Here is a 16,575-nt window from a genome sequence, read left to right as displayed (position 1 = left end):
CACCAGACTGCCGCCCGCCACTGCCGTGCCACTAACGTGCGCCTAACGTTCCCGCGCGGAGTGGACGCGGGAACGGCTCATCAGCGCCCGTCGCTCCCCCCGTCACCCGTACTGCTCCCGCCCGCTTCCCCGCTTTCGCCGCGCTCGTCCCGTGCGAACAGCTGCGTCAGCGTGCTGATGGTGTAGACGTCGGTGGCCTCTTCGTCCACCAGGTGCATCTCCGCGAGCCGGTCCAGGGCGTCCTGGGTGCGCTCCTGGTCGTACCCGGCGAGCGCCGCCGCCGCCGAGGCGTTGAGGTGCCCGTCCGAGGTCGTCGCGAGCGCGCTGAGCAGCCGGGCGTCATCCGCCGACAGCCGGGCGACGGACATCCGCAGCGCCGCCGCGACCCCGGTGTCCTCCGCCGACAGCAGCGCCAGCCGGCGCCGTTCGTCGTGCAGCGCCGCGGCCAGCCGGGCCAGCCGCCAGCGCGGCCGGGCGGTCAGCTGGGCGGCCGCGGCCCGCAGCGCCAGCGGCAGCCCGTCGCACAGGTCGACCAACTCCCGTGCGGCGGCCGGGTCCTCGGCGACCCGCTCCGGGCCGAGCATGGCGCCGAGCAGCGCCGCGCCCTCCTCATGGCCGAGCGCCTGGAGGCCGACCGGCCGGGCGCAGTCGGTGGCGACCAGACCGTCGAGGCGGCTGCGGCTGGTGACGACCGTGGCGCAGTGCGGGCCACCGGGCAGCAGCGGCCGTACCTGCGCCGAACTGCGCGCATTGTCGAGGACGACCAGTAGCCGGCGCTCGGCGACCAGCGAGCGGAACAGCGCCGAGGCGGCCTGGGCGGAGCCGGGCAGGCGCTCCGGCGGGGTACCCAACGCCAGCAGGAAGTCGCGCAGGATCTCGGCCGGCGGCGCCTCATCGCCCTCGCCGAAGCCGCGCAGATCGGCGAAGAGCTGGCCGTCGGGGAAGGCCCCGGCGTGCAGATGCGCCCACTGCACGGCGCAGGCCGTCTTGCCGACACCCGCCGGCCCCGCCACGACCGCGAGCGGGCTCTCGCCGGTCGTACGGTCCGTCAAGGCCCCGGTCAGGGAGGTGAGTTGACGCTCCCGGCCCAGGAAGCGGGCCGGCGGTCGGGGCAGCAGCCTTGGGGCACCGGCCCGCGCGGGGCCGGATCCGCCCGTCGCGCCCGCCCTCGGACCGCTCTTTGCCGCTGCGGCAGCTCCGCCGTGCGTTGCCGCACCGGTGCTCCCCTGGACCGGCGGCTGCGGCTCGCCCGTGGCGGGAGGTGCCCCTCCGCCACGCGGCCCTCCGGCGGGCTCCCCGCCGGAAGCGCCCGAGGGCTTGGCCGCGGCCTTCCGCCCCTGCCCGGCCGCCTCCGCCCGCAGGATCTCCTCGTATGCGCCGCGCAAACGCTCGCCGGGGTCGACGCCCAGCTCCTCGTTGAGCAGCCGCCGGGTGCGGTGGAACCACTCCAGCGCATCGGACTGCCGTCCCGTACGGAACAGCGCCCGCATCAGCCCGGCGATCAGGCCTTCCCGCAAAGGGTGGTTGACGGCCGCGGAGTACAGGATCGCGGCCGCCTGCTCGTGTTCGCCGAGCGCGCCGTACGCCCGCCCGAGCGCCTCCACGGCCGTCAGCCGGCGCTCCTCCAGCGCATGCGCGGCGGCGGCGAAGGGCGGGCTGGTGACCGTGCCGGTCAGGGCGGGACCCCGCCACAGTCCCAGCGCCTCGCGCAGCAGGGGTACGGCATCGGCCGGCGCCGCCTCGGGCCGCGCCAGGGTCACCAGCTCACCGAACCGGTGGGCGTCGATCAGCTCCTCCGGCAGCCGCAGCAGATAGGCGGAGCCGTGCGTGGCCAGCTCGATGCCGTACGCCTCCGCACCGCCCTCGGCGAGCGTGGCGCGCAGCCGCGAGACGTGCCCCTGGACGACCGTGCGGGCATGCTCCGGCGGCTCGTCCTCCCACAGGGAGTCGATCAACTGCTCCAGGGGAACGGTGGTGTTGGGTTGCAGCAACAGCAGCGCGAGCACACTGCGCCGTTTGGCGGGCCCGAGCGACAGCTCCGCGGAGCCGGTCGTCACGGCGATCGGGCCGAGCAGCGAGAAGTCCAACTCAGCCCTCCAGGAAGGCCGTCAGGGCGTTCGCCAGCAGATACGGGTCCTTGGCACCGCACAGCTCACGCGCCGAGTGCATGGACAGGATCGCCACACCGATGTCGACCGTCGCGATGCCGTGCCGGGCCGCGGTGATCGGCCCGATGGTGGTCCCGCACGGCATCGAGTTGTTGGACACGAAGCTCTGCCACGGCACACCGGCCCGCTCGCAGGCCGCCGCGAAGACGGCCCGTCCGCTGCCGTCCGTCGCATAGCGCTGATTCACGTTGACCTTGAGGATCGGCCCGCCGTTGGGCATCGGGTGGTGCCCTGGCTCATGCCGCTCGCTGTAGTTGGGGTGCACGGCGTGCCCGGTGTCGGACGACAGGCACAGGGTGCCGGCGAAGGCCCGGGCCCGGTCCTCGTAAGAACCGCCGCGGGCGAAGACCGAGCGCTCCAGCACCGTGCCGAGCAGCGGGCCGTCCGCGCCGGTGTCGGACTGGCTGCCGTTCTCCTCGTGGTCGAAGGCGGCCAGCACCGGAATGCCGGGCAGCTCGCGCCCGCCGGTCGCCGCGGCGGCGAGCGCGGCCGTACCGGCGTGCACGGACAGCAGGTTGTCCATCCGCGGACCGGCCAGCAGCTCCTGGTCGCGGCCCAGATAGGCGGGTGCCTCGATGCTGTGCACCATCAGGTCCCAGCCCTTGATGTCACCGGCCGGGATGCCGGTCTCCTCGGCGACGAAGGCGATCAGATCGCCCTCGGCCACCTCACCCAGGCCCCAGATCGGCGTCATGTGGCGCTGCTTGTCGAGCTTGAGGCCGTCGGCGTTCACCGAGCGGTCGAGGTGCACGGCCAGCTGCGGCACCCGTAGCAGCGCCCGGTCGACATGGACGAGCCGGTGGCTGCCGTCCGCCAGCGTCACCCGCCCGCTGAGTCCCAGATCGCGGTCGAGCCAGGTATTGAGCAGCGTGCCGCCGTAGATCTCGACGGCGATCTGCCGCCAGCCGCGGGCACCGGTGTCCGGAATCGGTTTGACCCGCAGATTGGGAGAGTCGGTGTGAGCCCCGACAATTCGGTACGGAGTCGACGGGCTCACGCCCTCGGGCACGTACCAGGCGATGATCGCTCCGCCGCGCAGCACATACTTCCCGCCGCTCGTACCGTCCCATTCGTCGACCTCGGCGACCTGGTGGAAACCCGCCTTCTCCAGCCGTTCCGCCGCATTTGCCACCGCGTGGTAGGGCGACGGACTGGTGGTGAGGAAGGACATCAGGTCGTCGGTATGGCCGCGATCGAAGCGGGCGGAGTTGGTCATGGATTCAGCATAAGGAGCCGGACCCCGCATTCCTCGTGCGCATGCCTTGTGACTCCGTTCCCTTCCGGCCACGATTTCTGCGTTTCGGATCCGGATCTGCACTGGAATGAAGAATTCCGCGTTTACCTCGCGCTCGCCGGGTAGACGAGCGGCTTACCGGCGGTACGGCGGCGGGCTGCGGCCGGCCAGGAGGCCGGACAGGACGAAGCCCGCCTCTCCGGGGGAAGAGAGACGGGCCACGCCAGTCTGGACGGTCAGTCTGAGAATCCCGTAAGAACGCCGCAGCGGGCTGCGGACGGCGTTCCTAGAACGCGGCCTCGTCGAGCTCCATCAGCGACTGGTCGACGCTCTCGGCCAGACCGCGCTGGATGCCGACGCCCGGCAGGATGTTGTGCGCGAAGAACTTCGCCGCGGCTACCTTGCCGGTGTAGAACGGCTTGTCCTTCGCGGAGGCGCCGGCCAGCTTCCCGGCGGCCACGGCCGCACCCTTGAGCAGCAGGTAGCCGATGACGACATCGCCGGAGGCCATGAGCACGCGGGTGGTGTTCAGCCCGACCTTGTAGATGGACTTGACGTCCTTCTCGGTCGCCGCGAGGTCGGTCAGCATGGTGCCGACGATCGCCTCCAGGTCGGCAGCGGCCTTGGCCAGCTCGCCGCGGGCCTCGGCCAGCTCCTCGCCACCGGTGTTGTCCGCGAGGAACTGCTTGATCTCCTCGGACAGGGCGGTGAGCGCCTGACCCTGGTCGCGGACGATCTTCCGGAAGAAGAAGTCCTGGCCCTGGATCGCGGTGGTGCCCTCGTAGAGGGTGTCGATCTTGGCGTCCCGGATGTACTGCTCGATCGGGTACTCCTGCAGGTAGCCGGAGCCGCCGAAGATCTGCAGGGACTGGGCAAGCTGCTCGTAGGACCGCTCCGAGCCGTAGCCCTTGACGATCGGCAGGAGCAGGTCGTTGAGGCGGGTCGCGGCGCTCGCGTCCTCGCCCGCGGCCTCCTTGATGAGGATCTCGTCCTGGACCGAGGCGGTGTAGAGCACCAGGGCGCGCATGCCCTCGGTGTACGCCTTCTGCGTCATCAGCGAGCGGCGCACATCGGGGTGGTGGGTGATGGTGACGCGCGGCGCGGTCTTGTCGGTGAAGGCGGCCAGGTCCGGGCCCTGCACCCGCTCCTTGGCGTACTCCAGCGCGTTGAGGTAGCCGGTGGAGAGGGTGGCGATGGCCTTCGTGCCGACCATCATCCGCGCGAACTCGATGATCTTGAACATCTGGCGGATGCCGTCGTGCTTCTCGCCGAGCAGCCAGCCCTTGGCCGGGTGGTTGGCGCCGAAGGTCATCTCGCAGGTGTTGGAGGCCTTCAGGCCCATCTTGTGCTCGACGTTGGTGGCGTAGGCGCCGTTGCGCTCGCCCAGCTCGCCGGTCTCCCAGTCGAAGTCGTACTTCGGCACGATGAACAGCGACAGGCCCTTGGTGCCCGGACCGGCGCCCTCGGGGCGGGCGAGGACGAAGTGCACGATGTTCTCGGACATGTCGTGCTCACCGGAGGTGATGAAGCGCTTGACGCCCTCGATGTGCCAGGAGCCGTCCGCCTGCTGCACGGCCTTGGTGCGGCCGGCGCCGACGTCCGAACCGGCGTCCGGCTCGGTGAGCACCATGGTGGAGCCCCACTGCTTGTCCACCATCAGCTGGGCTATGCGGTGCTGCTCCTCGGTGCCCTCGTCGAAGAGCACGCCGGCGAAGGCGGGGCCGGACGCGTACATCCACACGGCCGGGTTGGCGCCCAGGATCGTCTCGGCGAAGCCCCAGAGGAGGGAGCGGGGCGCGGTGGTGCCGCCGAGCTCCTCCGGGATGCCCAGACGCCACCACTCGGCGTCCATGAAGGCCTGGTAGCTCTTCTTGAAGGTGTCCGGCACCGGCGCGGTGTTGGTGTCCGGGTCGAAGACCGGGGGGTTGCGGTCGGTGTCGGCGAAGGACTCGGCCAGCTCGTTCTCGGACAGCCGGGCGATCTCGGACAGCACGCTCTTGGCGGTGTCGACATCCATCTCCGCGAACGGTCCGGTGCCGTACACGCTGTCGCGGCCGAGGACCTCGAAGAGGTTGAACTCGATGTCGCGGAGATTCGACTTGTAGTGGCCCATGGGTACGGCTCCGTAAAGGGTTCGGGAGAGGGCCCCAAGGGAGGGACCTCAGACGCAATACCAGCTAGTAGCTAAATGATGCTACCCACGGGTAATAAGAATCAACCCCTTCGGCGCATCTGTGACGAGCGTCCCCCGGTGCGCCGCCGACTCAGTACGCTGTGCCGCATGTACGGCTACGACCAGAACGCGGGTGCCGGGCAGCAGCAGTACGGTGCGCCGCCCCCGCCGCAGCAACCGGCCCCCGGGGGTTACGGCGAGCAGCCGCTCTACCCCGAGCCGTCCCCGCCTTCCCTGGCTGATGCGGTGCGCGCCTTCACCACCGGCTCGACGTCGGCCGAGGACTTCCAGGGCATCTTCTCCACGTCCAAGATCTACTGCCCGCGCGGTGACAATCCTGGCTTCCTGGCGCTGCACAACACCCAGCAGCCGGTGATCCCGATGTTCACCTCGCTCAAGGAGCTGCGGCGGTACGCGGGCAAGGAGTCCAAGTACTTCGTGATCACCGGCGCCGAGGTCCTCGACCTGCTGCCGACCGGCTACGGCTTCGTCCTCGACATGGAGGGCGACCACCGGATGGTCTTCGACGCGAAGGCCGTGGAGCAGATGGTCGACTTCGCGATGCGGCGGATGTACGGATAGCGGCTGTACGGCGGGCGGGGCCGGGCAGGCCCCGGCCGTCGTTGGTGTGCGAGGGGTCGGTCCCGGGAGGGGGCCGGCCCCTCGGTCGTGTACCGGGTCGTGTGCCGGTCCGTGTGCCGGACTGTGTGCCGGTCTGTCTCGGCCCGTGCCGGCCCCCCGCGCCGGGACCTCCTCGTACCTCCTTTGACCTGCGCATATGTAGGCGGGAATATCGCGCCCCTTGCCAGTTGTTCACTATTCAACTAAGTTGAATGCGACCGAGGAGGCACTGATGCCCGCAGTGACCGTAGAGAACCCGCTGACCCTGCCGCGTGTGGCGGCGCCCGTCGCGGCCCAGGCCCGTCCCGCGCTGGCCGTTGCGACCGCTCCGAGTGGATTCGAGGGCGAGGGCTTTCCGGTGCGCCGGGCGTTCGCCGGCATCGACTACAAGCACCTCGACCCGTTCATCATGATGGATCAGATGGGCGAGGTGGAGTACGCGCCCGGAGAGCCCAAGGGCACGCCCTGGCACCCGCACCGCGGCTTCGAGACCGTGACGTATCTGATCGACGGCACCTTCGTGCACCGTGACTCGCACGGGGGCGGCGGCGTCATCAACGACGGCGACACCCAGTGGATGACGGCCGGGTCGGGGCTGCTGCACATCGAGGCGCCGCCGGAGTCGCTCGTCCTGTCCGGCGGGCTCTTCCACGGCCTCCAGCTGTGGGTGAACCTGCCGAAGAGCGACAAGATGATGGCCCCGCGCTACCAGGACATCGGTGGCGGCAACGTCAAGCTGCTGACCTCCGCCGACGGCGGCGCCCTGCTGCGGTTGATCGCCGGTGATCTCGACGGCCACCAGGGCCCGGGCATCACCCACACGCCGATCACGATGATGCATGTGACGGTGAACCCGGGGGCCGAGCTGACCCTGCCCTGGCGCAAGGACTTCAACGCCCTCGCCTATGCCCTGGCCGGACGGGGCTCGGCCGGTGCGGAGGGGCGCCCGTTCCGTATGGGGCAGGCGGTCGTGTTCGGCGCCGGAGACTCGATCACGATCCGGGCGGACGAGTCCCAGGAGTCGCGCAGCCCGAACTTCGAGGTGGTGCTGCTGGGCGGGCTGCCGATCCGCGAGCCGATGATGCATTACGGCCCGTTCGTGATGAACACCCACGCCGAACTTGCCCAGGCCTTCGAGGACTTCCAGGCCGGCCGGCTCGGCACCATCCCCGCCGGCGAGCACTGACGGCGCGTCGGCAGCACGGCGTGACGGGGCGGCGTTTCACGTGAAACGCCGCCCCGGCCCGTTTCGGGGCCCGTACCTGGGCCTTCGGCCGTGGTGGACTGTCCGGGTGCGAAACGATTCGGACGAAAACCGGCCCGGCGCCGAGCGTGAACGGCCGTGGCCCCCGGAGCCGTTGCTGCCTGTCGAGGCCCGCCGCGCCGCGGCCTGGTGTCTGGTGACGCTGCTGATCGCGACCGTGGTGGCCCTGGGAGTGTGGCTGTGCGTCGAACTGAGCACGGCGGTCACCCCCCTCCTGCTGGCGCTGCTGGGCAGCGGGCTGCTCGGGCCGCTCTACCGGCGGCTGGTGGCGATGCGGCTCAACCGTTCCCTGGCGGCCGGACTGACCTGTGCCGTGCTCGTCGTGGTGGTCGGTGGCGCCGGATACATCGTCGTCAGCGCGCTGGTCGACACCGGGGACCAGATCATCGCCTCGCTCAGGAGCGCGGCCAAGAGCCTTTCGGAGCACTTCGGCGCGGCCGGCACGTCGCTCGACGACCTCGCCTCCCGGTCCAAGCAGCTGATCACCAAGTTCGGCGGCAGTGCGGCCTCCGGGCTGCTGGCGGGCGTCAGCGTCGTCGGCCAGTTCCTCGCCGCGTCGGTCCTGGCCCTGCTGCTGACCTTCTTCTTCCTGCGCGACTCCGACAAGGCCGTACGGGCGCTGAACGACTGGGCACCGGGTAGCTCCGGGCCGCAGCTGGAGCGGATGGCCCGCCGGGGCTTCCAGGGCATCGAGGGCTTTATGCGCGGCACCACCTTCATCGCGCTGATCGATGCCCTCTGCATCACCGTCGGACTGCTGATCCTCAGGGTGCCGGGCGCCGTCGGCCTGGGCGCGCTGGTCTTCGTCGGCGCCTATATCCCCTACCTCGGTGCCTTCATCTCGGGCGCCGTGGCGGTCCTGGTGGCGCTGGCCGACCGCGGCTTCGTGATCGCGCTGTGGGCGCTGGGCGTCGTGCTGGCCGTGCAGATCCTGGAGGGGCATGTGCTGCAGCCGATGATTCAGAGCCGTACCGTCCAGATGCACCCGGCGACCGTGCTGCTGGCGATCACCGCGGGAGCCGGCGTCGCCGGAATCCTCGGCATGCTGCTGTCCGTCCCCCTGGTCGCCGCCGTCTCCGGCGTGCTCCACGAGCTACGGGTGCACTACGCCGCGGGCTCGGACTCCGGCGACAGCGGTCCGACCGCCTCGCCGGCGTCCTCGTAGAGCTCGAACCACGTCGACTTGCCGTCGCCGCGCGGATCCACGCCCCACGCGCCGGCGAGCAGTTCCAGCAGCACCAGACCGCGGCCCGACGACGCCAGCTCACCGGGGCGGCGCCGGTGCGGCAACTCGTCGCTGCTGTCGGCGACATCGACGCGGACGCGCCGGGCACCGCGCTCACCGCTGATCTCGGCGACCAGCAGGGCATCCCCGTCGGTGTGCAGCAGCACATTGGTGACCACCTCGGAGACCATCAGCACCGCCGAGTCCACCTGATCCGGATCGGCCCAGTCGTGCAGCACCGCACGGACCTGGCGGCGCGCCTCGGCTATGCGCTCCGGCTCGGCCTGCGCGACGGTGAGCACGGTGCGCCGGACGGGCCGGGCCGGCAGTGCGCCGGTGCCGATCCCGCAGCCGGCGCCGTCGCGGCGCAGCAGGAGTACGGCGATGTCGTCCTCGCGGCGGTCCACCAGCGGTCCGGTGGTGTGGTGGGAGGGCGGTCCGTGCACGGCCTGGACCAGGGCGTCGGCGAGCCGCTCCAGGCTCTCGTCGATGTCGCCGGGCTCATGAGCCTCGATGGTGTCGCGCAGCCGCGCCCAGCCGGTGTCCAGATCATGGCCGCCGGTCTCGATCAGCCCGTCGGTGCACACCATCATCGTCTCGCCGGGCTCCAGGACGAGCCGGGTGGTGGGGTAGTCGGCGTCCGGGACGATGCCCAGCGGCAGCCCGCCCGCGGTGGGCCGGACCAGCACCGTGCCGTCATCCAGCAGGATCGCCGGGTCGGGGTGCCCGGCCCGGGCGATGTCCAGCAGCCCGGTCGCCGGATCCACCTCGATGTAGAGGCAGGTCGCGAAGCGCTGGTCCTCGCCGTGGCCACCGAGTTCGGTCGCATTGATCCCGGCCAGGAACCGGGAGGCACGGGAGAGCACCGCATCGGGGTGGTGCCCCTCGGAGGCGTAGGCCCGCAGCGCGATCCGCAGCTGCCCCATCAGGCCCGCGGCCCGTACGTCATGCCCCTGGACGTCCCCGATGACCAGGGCGAGACGGCCGGACGGCAGCGGGATCATGTCGTACCAGTCGCCACCGACCTCCAGCCCGCCGCCGGTCGGGACATAGCGCGCCGCGACCGTCATCCCGGGGACGTCCGGCTGCACCGTCGGCATCATGCTGCGCTGCAGTCCCAGCGCCAGCTCCTGCTGCTCCTCCTGCATCCCGGCCCTGGCCAGCGCCTGGGCCAGCATCCGGGCGACGGTGGTCAGCACCGAGCGCTCATCGGGCGTGAAGGCCACCGGCTGGGTGAACGCCGCCATCCAGGCGCCGATCGTCCGGCCCGCGTTCACCAGGGGCACGAACGCCCAGGACGTACGCCGGAAGGGCGCGGCCACCGGCCATGCGGTGGGGTAACGGCGGCTGTACTCCTCGGGGGTGGGCAGATAGAGGGCCCGGCCGGTGCGGACGACCTCGGCGGCCGGATGGTCGTCGGCCAGCGCCGTGCCGGCGGACGGCCGTTCCTCTTCGCCGTGGGGACCGTGGTGGCCGATGACCGACAGCCGGTCGCCCTCGATGCCGAAGACCGCCAGCCCGTCCGGCATGAACCCGGGCATGGACAGCCCCGCCGCGACCCGCAGCACCTCGGCGGTGGACCGGGCCTCGGCCAGCGCCCGGCCCGCGTCCAGCAGGAATGCCTCGCGGGAACGCCGCCAGTCGCCGGTGATCGGGGTGTGCGCGGCCGAGGTCCCGGGCTGCGGCTCCGGCACCTCCTGGAGGGTTCCGACCAGCTCGAAGCCGCCGTCGACGACCCGGGGACGGGAGCGGGAGCGGACGATGCGCTGCACCCGCCCGCGTTCGTCGACGATGCGCAGCCGAGCCTCGGCCAGCGTCTCCTCGGCGACCGCGAGCTGCACGACCCCGTTGATCTCGGCGAAGTCGACGGGATGGAAACGCGAACGCGCCGCGGCCTCGGACAGCTCCACAGGGACGGGGGGCAGCCCCAGCAGCCGGGCAGCTTCGGCGTCGAGGGTCACCCGTCCCGATGCGTTGTCCCAGCGCCACAGGCCGGTCGCGATGGCGGCCAGGAGATCCTCGGTGCGCATTGCCTCACTTTATGGGCGTTTGGCGCGGCCCGACCAGTGAGCTGGACGTGACCATCGTCCCAGTCGGGGCGCCCGCTCCCGGGCCGCGTGGCGCTGATGCGTATATGTCAACGAAGGCGCGCGGACCGGGACGGTAACCTGGAGCGGTTATGTCAATCCTGGGGTGGCCTTTCGGGTGATCCACGGGGAGAGCGACCGGGCATCCGCGCCCGTACTCCTTTTCCTCTCCCTCTCCCAACTCCTCACCTCGACCTCGCGACGACTTGGATGAGCGATGCATCGGTACCGGTCCCACAACTGCGGCGAGCTCCGAGCCGCGGACGTCGACACCGACGTCCGCCTCAGCGGCTGGCTGCACAATCGACGTGACCTGGGCGGCATCCTCTTCATCGATCTGCGCGACCACTACGGTCTGGTCCAGCTCGTCGCCCGCCCCGGCACCCCGGCCAACGAGGCCCTCGGCTCCCTGACCAAGGAGACCGTCGTCCGGATCGACGGCAAGGTCAGCGCGCGCGGCGCCGACAACATCAACCCCGAGCTGCCGACGGGCGAGATCGAGATCGAGGTCTCCGAGGTCGAGGTGCTCGGCGCCGCCGAGCAGATCCCCTTCACGATCAACGCGGACGACGGCGTCAACGAAGAGCGCCGCCTGGAGTACCGCTTCCTCGACCTGCGCCGCGAGCGGATGCACCGCAACATCATGCTGCGCACCGCGGTCATCTCCGCCATCCGTCACAAGATGGTGGCCCTCGGCTTCAACGAGATGGCGACCCCGATCCTGTCCGCGACGTCCCCCGAGGGCGCCCGCGACTTCCTGGTCCCCTCCCGCCTGCACGCCGGCAAGTTCTATGCGCTGCCGCAGGCCCCCCAGCAGTTCAAGCAGCTGCTGATGATCGCCGGCTTCGACCGCTACTTCCAGATCGCGCCCTGCTTCCGCGACGAGGACGCCCGTGCGGACCGCTCGCCGGGCGAGTTCTACCAGCTCGACGTCGAGATGAGCTTCGTCGAGCAGGAAGATGTCTTCCAGCCCGTCGAGCAGCTGATGACCGAGCTGTTCACCGAGTTCGGCAACGGCCGCACGGTCACCTCGCCCTTCCCGCGCATCCCGTTCCGCGAGGCGATGCTCAAGTACGGCTCCGACAAGCCGGACCTGCGCGCCGAGCTGGAGCTGGTGGATGTCTCCGACGTCTTCGAGGGCTCCGGCTTCAAGGCCTTCGCCGGCAAGCACGTCCGCGCCCTGGCCGTGCCGGACACCGGCGACCAGCCGCGCAAGTTCTTCGACCAGCTGGGCGACTTCGCCGTCCAGCAGGGCGCCAAGGGCCTGGCCTGGGTCCGCGTCGGTGAGGACAACGCCCTCACCGGCCCGATCGCCAAGTTCCTCACCGAGGACGACATCAAGTCGCTGGTCGTCGCCCTGGACCTCAAGCCCGGCCACGCCGTCTTCTTCGGCGCCGGTGAGTTCGACGAGGTCTCCAAGATCATGGGCGCGGTGCGGGTCGAGGCCGCCAAGCGCGCCGGCCACTTCGTCGAGGGCGAGTTCCGCTTCTGCTGGATCGTCGACTTCCCGATGTTCGAGAAGGACGAGGACACCGGCAAGATCGAGTTCTCGCACAACCCCTTCTCCATGCCGCAGGGCGGCCTGGAGGCGCTGGAGACCAAGGACCCGCTGGACATCCTGGCCTGGCAGTACGACATCGTCTGCAACGGCACCGAGCTGTCCTCCGGCGCGATCCGTAACCACGAGCCCGAGGTCATGTACAAGGCCTTCTCGATCGCCGGTTACGACAAGGAGACCGTCGAGGCCGAGTTCGGCGGCATGCTCCGCGCCTTCAAGTTCGGCGCCCCGCCGCACGGTGGCATCGCCCCCGGCGTCGACCGCATCGTGATGCTGCTGGCCGATGAGCCCAACATCCGCGAGACCATCGCCTTCCCGCTCAACGGCAACGCCCAGGACCTGCTCATGGGCGCTCCGAGCGAGGTCGAGGAGGCGCGCCTCAAGGAGCTGCACCTCTCGATCCGCAAGCCGCAGGTGAAGTAGGCACGACCCGGGGCAGAGACCCCCGGCAGGCTCAGGGGCGGCGTTTCACGTGAAACGCCGCCCCTCGCCTGTGCAAGGCCCCGTGGCGCGTGCGGGCGGGCGACCACGGACAGGGCAGACGACGGACGGTGCGGGCGGGCCTGCGGCGCGGGCCGGGTGCCCCCACGGCTCCGCCCGGGTGCCCCCACGGCTCCGCCCGGGTGCCCCGACCGCTCCACCCGTGTGGCCGGGCCCCGGCGCCGCCCGCAGTCTGGTGCCCATGCAGCAAGCCAGCCTCCTCTCCGCGATGTCCGGCCTGGAGCCGAGAGCCCGTGCGGTGCGCTCCGGCCCGGCCCGTGACCTGTGGTGGCTCGCCGCCGTCGCCGTCGTCTTCACCGCCTGCCTGCTCTACTCGGCCCTCGCCACCCCCGGCCTGGGATGGGACGAGGCGGTCTACGTCAGCCAGGTCGACCCCCACCGGCCGGCCGCGTTCTTCAGTGCCCCGCGGGCCCGGGGGGTCTCCTTCCTGCTCGCCCCGGCCGCCACCTTGACGACCTCGGCACCCGTGCTGCACTGCTATCTGGCGGTGCTCTCCGGCGCCGGACTGCTGCTCAGCCTGTGCGTCTGGCGGCGCCTGCTGCCCGCCCCTGTACCGGCCCTGGGCGGCGCGCTCTTCGCCGGTCTGTGGGTCACGCTCTTCTACGGCCCGCAGGCGATGCCCAACCTGTGGGTCGCCTATGCCGCGCTCGCCGCCACCGGCTGCTTCCTGCGGGCCGTACGGAAGCCGTCCCGCCAACTGGCGCCCCGTGCCGGGCGGGGCGCGGCGGTGGGGATGGCCGCCGCGGTGGCGCTGGCCGCGCTGATGCGCCCCACCGACGCCGTGTGGCTGGTCGTGCCGCTGTTCGCCGCGGCGCTGTGCGTACCGACATGGCGGCGCCCCACCGTGCTGGTGGGGCTGTTGGCCGGTCTGGCTCTGGGGTGCGCGGAGTGGGTCGCGGAGGCATATCTGTCCTACGGCGGGCTCCTCGCCCGGCTGCGGCAGGCCGCGCGGATCCAGGGCGGCCTCGGCTGGCATCTGTCCTTCGACGACCATGCCCGGGCGCTCCAGGGAAAGACGCTCTGCCGCCCCTGCCATCTGGCGTGGGACCACCCGCTGGCCGCGGTGTGGTGGTTCGTGCTGCCGCTGGCGGTCATCGGAGCCGTCTGGGCGGCGCTGCGCGCCCGCGACTCCGGCGGCGCGCTGCTCGGCTACGGGCCGGTGTGGCCGCCCGCGCGCCGCGACGACCGGCACCCGCTCGGACTGGCCCCCGTCCCGCCGGCCGGACTCCGGGGACCCACCGTCCCGGCCGACGGCTCCGGTTCGGCCGAGGCGCTGTACCGCTGCCGTCCGGCGTGGGCCGGGGTGCGTCTGCGCGACTCCGCCGGTCCTGTGCACCGGTACGGACCGGCCCCGCTCGTCATGGCGGCGCTGGCCGGCCTCTGCCTCGCCGCCCCCTACCTCCTGACGGTGGACTACGCCGCTCCGCGCTTCCTGCTGCCGGCCTACGCCCTGCTGCTGATGCCAGCCGCCTGGTTCCTGTACTGGCTGACCCGGCTGCCGCGCCGCGGGCACGCCTGGGCGGTGGCCGCCCTCGTTCTCGTGCTGCTCGGCCATGAGGCGGTGCAGCTGGTGATCGTGCACAAGATGGTGCAGAGCACCGCGCGGGCACAGGCCGGTATCGGCCGGATCGCCGGGATGCTGCGCGCGGCCGGGCTACGGCCGCCGTGTGTGGTCAGCGGCGAGGAGGCGGTACGGGTGGCGTATCAGGTGGGCTGTGCGTCCCGTCAGCCGTACGGCCATGACGCCGGCATCAGCCCCGCCGCACTGGCCCGGCTGGGGGCACACCGCCCGGCCGCCGTCCTGGTGCGCACCGGTGACAAGCCGCCCGCCTACGCCCGTGGCTGGCGGCCGCTGCCGTTGCGGCGGGTGCCGGGCGTGGAGCCGCTGAGCGTGTATGTGTCACCGCCGACCCGGCCGTGAGCCGGGGCGGGCTCGCCGGCCCTTGCGGCCGTACATGCAGGCGCCCGCCCGGCCGCAAGGGCCGGACGGGCGCAGGTGCTCGGGTGCGGGGAGGCCTACTGCTCCGCGCCGCCGAAGCGTGCGCGGTAGGACTCCAGGTCCTCCTCGGTGATCTTCGCGAAGAGCACCGGCGGGACGGTGAAGGGCGTCCCGGCCGGTACCGAGGCCAGTGCCTCGGCCTCCTGCGGGGAGACCCACACCGCGGTGTCGTTCTCCAGGGCGAACGCGTCCCGCATCGCCTTGGCCGAGGCCGGAATGAACGGCTCGGAGACCACCGCGTACAGATGGATCAGGTTCATCGCCGTCCGCAGCGTCAGCGCCGCCGCGTCCTTGTCCGTCTTGATCTCCAGCCACGGGGCCTTCTCCTCCAGGTAGGAGTTGCCCGCGCTCCACAGGGCACGCAGCGAGGCCGAGGCCTTGCGGAACTGGAGGGCGTCCATGTGGCCCTCGTACTCCGCCAGCAGTCCGGCGATCTCCGCGCCCAGCTTCTGCTCGGCGGCACCGGCCTCGGCGCCCGCGGGCACCTCGTCGCCGAACCGCTTCCGCGAGAACGACAGCACACGGTTGACGAAGTTGCCGAGGGTGTCCGCCAGGTCCTTGTTGACCGACGACGAGAACAGCTCCCAGGTGAAGGAGGTGTCGTCGGACTCCGGGGCGTTGGCGATCAGGAAGTAGCGCCAGTAGTCGGCCGGCAGCAGCTCCAGTGCCGCGTCGGTGAAGATGCCGCGCCGCTGGGAGGTGGAGAACTTCCCGCCGTAGTAGTTCAGCCAGTTGAAGGCCTTGAGGAAGTCGACCTTCTTCCACGGCTCGCGGGTGCCCAGCTGCGTCGCCGGGAACATCACGGAGTGGAACGGCACATTGTCCTTGGCCATGAACTCCGTGTACCGGACGTCGTCGGCCTCGTACCACCACGACTTCCAGTCGCGGCTGTCGTCGGAGACGGCGTCCGCCCACTCCTTCGTCGCCCCGATGTACTCGATCGGCGCGTCGAACCACACGTAGAAGACCTTGCCCTCGGCCGCCAGCTCGGGCCACACATCGGCCGGCACCGGAACGCCCCAGTCCAGGTCGCGGGTGATCGCCCGGTCCTGCAGGCCCTCGGTCAGCCACTTGTGCGCGATGGAGGAGGCCAGCGTCGGCCACTCCTTGCTGCCGTTGCCGTCCAGCCAGCCCTCGACCTCGTGCTGCAGCTTCGACTGGAGCAGGAAGAGGTGCTTGGTCTCCCGCACCTCCAGCTCGCCGCTGCCGCTGATCGCCGAGCGGGCGTCGATCAGATCGGTCGGGTCGAGCACCCGGGTGCAGTTCTCGCACTGGTCGCCGCGCGCCTTGTCGTAGCCGCAGTGCGGGCAGGTGCCGACGATGTAGCGGTCCGGCAGGAAGCGGTCGTCGGTGACGGAGAAGACCTGGCGGATCGCCCGCTCCTCGATGAAGCCGTTCTCGTGGAGCTTGCGCGCGAAGTGCTGCGTGAGCTCCACGTTCTCCCGGGAGGAGCTCCGGCCGAAGTAGTCGAAGTCGAGCCCGAAGCCCTCGTAGATCGCCTTCTGCTTGTCGTGCTGCTCGGCACAGAAGGCGTCGACCGACTGCCCCGCGTCCTTCGCCGCCAGCTCGGCGGGGGTCCCGTGCTCGTCCGTCGCGCAGATGTAGAGCACGTCGTGCCCGCGCTGCCGCATATAGCGGGAGTACACATCGGCCGGGAGCATGGACCCCACCATGTTGCCCAGGTGCTTGATCCCGTTGATATACGGAAGGGCGCTGGTGATGAGGTGTCGAGCCATTGCCGGCTG

General features: G+C 71.1%; 10 protein-coding genes. 5 read left to right on the top strand and 5 right to left on the bottom strand.

Annotated features, from left to right (window positions below; translation table 11 throughout):
- Positions 1-80: 80 nt before the first annotated feature.
- The 3 genes from BKA18_RS18080 to BKA18_RS18070 form a co-directional block, all read right to left on the bottom strand.
- Positions 81-2,087: an AfsR/SARP family transcriptional regulator gene (locus BKA18_RS18080; RefSeq protein WP_366048716.1), complete on the bottom strand. Its 2,007-nt coding sequence runs from the start codon at positions 2,085-2,087 to the stop codon at positions 81-83.
- A 1-nt stretch (position 2,088) separates the two neighbouring features.
- The gene (locus BKA18_RS18075; RefSeq protein WP_366048717.1) at positions 2,089-3,384 is read right to left on the bottom strand and encodes a M18 family aminopeptidase; all 1,296 of its coding nucleotides are present in this window, start codon (positions 3,382-3,384) and stop codon (positions 2,089-2,091) included.
- A gap of 304 nt (positions 3,385-3,688) precedes the next feature.
- Positions 3,689-5,515: an acyl-CoA dehydrogenase gene (locus BKA18_RS18070; RefSeq protein ID WP_211823463.1), complete on the bottom strand. Its 1,827-nt coding sequence runs from the start codon at positions 5,513-5,515 to the stop codon at positions 3,689-3,691.
- 168 nt (positions 5,516-5,683) lie between these two features.
- Here BKA18_RS18070 and BKA18_RS18065 point away from each other — a divergent pair, with 168 nt between their 5' ends.
- From BKA18_RS18065 to BKA18_RS18055, 3 genes are all read left to right on the top strand, one after another.
- Positions 5,684-6,157 (top strand): SseB family protein, encoded by a 474-nt coding sequence (locus tag BKA18_RS18065; protein WP_006604511.1) that lies wholly within the window; start codon positions 5,684-5,686, stop codon positions 6,155-6,157.
- A gap of 271 nt (positions 6,158-6,428) precedes the next feature.
- The gene (locus BKA18_RS18060) at positions 6,429-7,382 is read left to right on the top strand and encodes a pirin family protein (protein ID WP_366048718.1); all 954 of its coding nucleotides are present in this window, start codon (positions 6,429-6,431) and stop codon (positions 7,380-7,382) included.
- Between the two features lie 106 nt (positions 7,383-7,488).
- The gene (locus tag BKA18_RS18055) at positions 7,489-8,625 is read left to right on the top strand and encodes an AI-2E family transporter (RefSeq protein WP_366048720.1); all 1,137 of its coding nucleotides are present in this window, start codon (positions 7,489-7,491) and stop codon (positions 8,623-8,625) included.
- Here the strand turns inward: BKA18_RS18055 and BKA18_RS18050 are convergent.
- Positions 8,565-10,715 carry an ATP-binding SpoIIE family protein phosphatase gene (locus BKA18_RS18050; protein ID WP_366048721.1) on the bottom strand — a complete coding sequence of 717 codons (2,151 nt, stop codon included), beginning with the start codon at positions 10,713-10,715 and terminating at the stop codon, positions 8,565-8,567. The genes BKA18_RS18055 and BKA18_RS18050 overlap by 61 nt on opposite strands.
- A 274-nt stretch (positions 10,716-10,989) precedes the next feature.
- Here BKA18_RS18050 and aspS point away from each other — a divergent pair, with 274 nt between their 5' ends.
- Together aspS and BKA18_RS18040 are read left to right on the top strand one after the other, a co-directional pair.
- Complete coding sequence (aspS, locus tag BKA18_RS18045; RefSeq protein WP_006604514.1) at positions 10,990-12,753, top strand: aspartate--tRNA ligase; 1,764 nt, start codon at positions 10,990-10,992, stop codon at positions 12,751-12,753.
- Between the two features lie 259 nt (positions 12,754-13,012).
- Positions 13,013-14,752, top strand: coding sequence for a hypothetical protein (locus BKA18_RS18040; RefSeq protein WP_366048722.1), 1,740 nt, complete (start codon positions 13,013-13,015; stop codon positions 14,750-14,752).
- Positions 14,753-14,847: 95 nt separating this feature from the next.
- On the opposite strand, the gene metG is transcribed toward BKA18_RS18040, so the two are convergent.
- Positions 14,848-16,566, bottom strand: a complete 1,719-nt coding sequence (gene metG / locus BKA18_RS18035) for a methionine--tRNA ligase (RefSeq protein WP_366048723.1) — start codon at positions 16,564-16,566, stop codon at positions 14,848-14,850.
- Between the last annotated feature and the right edge of the window lie 9 nt (positions 16,567-16,575).

The organism is Streptomyces auratus (genome assembly GCF_050433025.1).
GTDB lineage: Bacteria > Actinomycetota > Actinomycetes > Streptomycetales > Streptomycetaceae > Streptomyces > Streptomyces sioyaensis.
The sequence above is the reverse complement of the archived record's forward strand: the minus strand, read 5'-3'. Positions and strand labels throughout refer to the sequence as shown.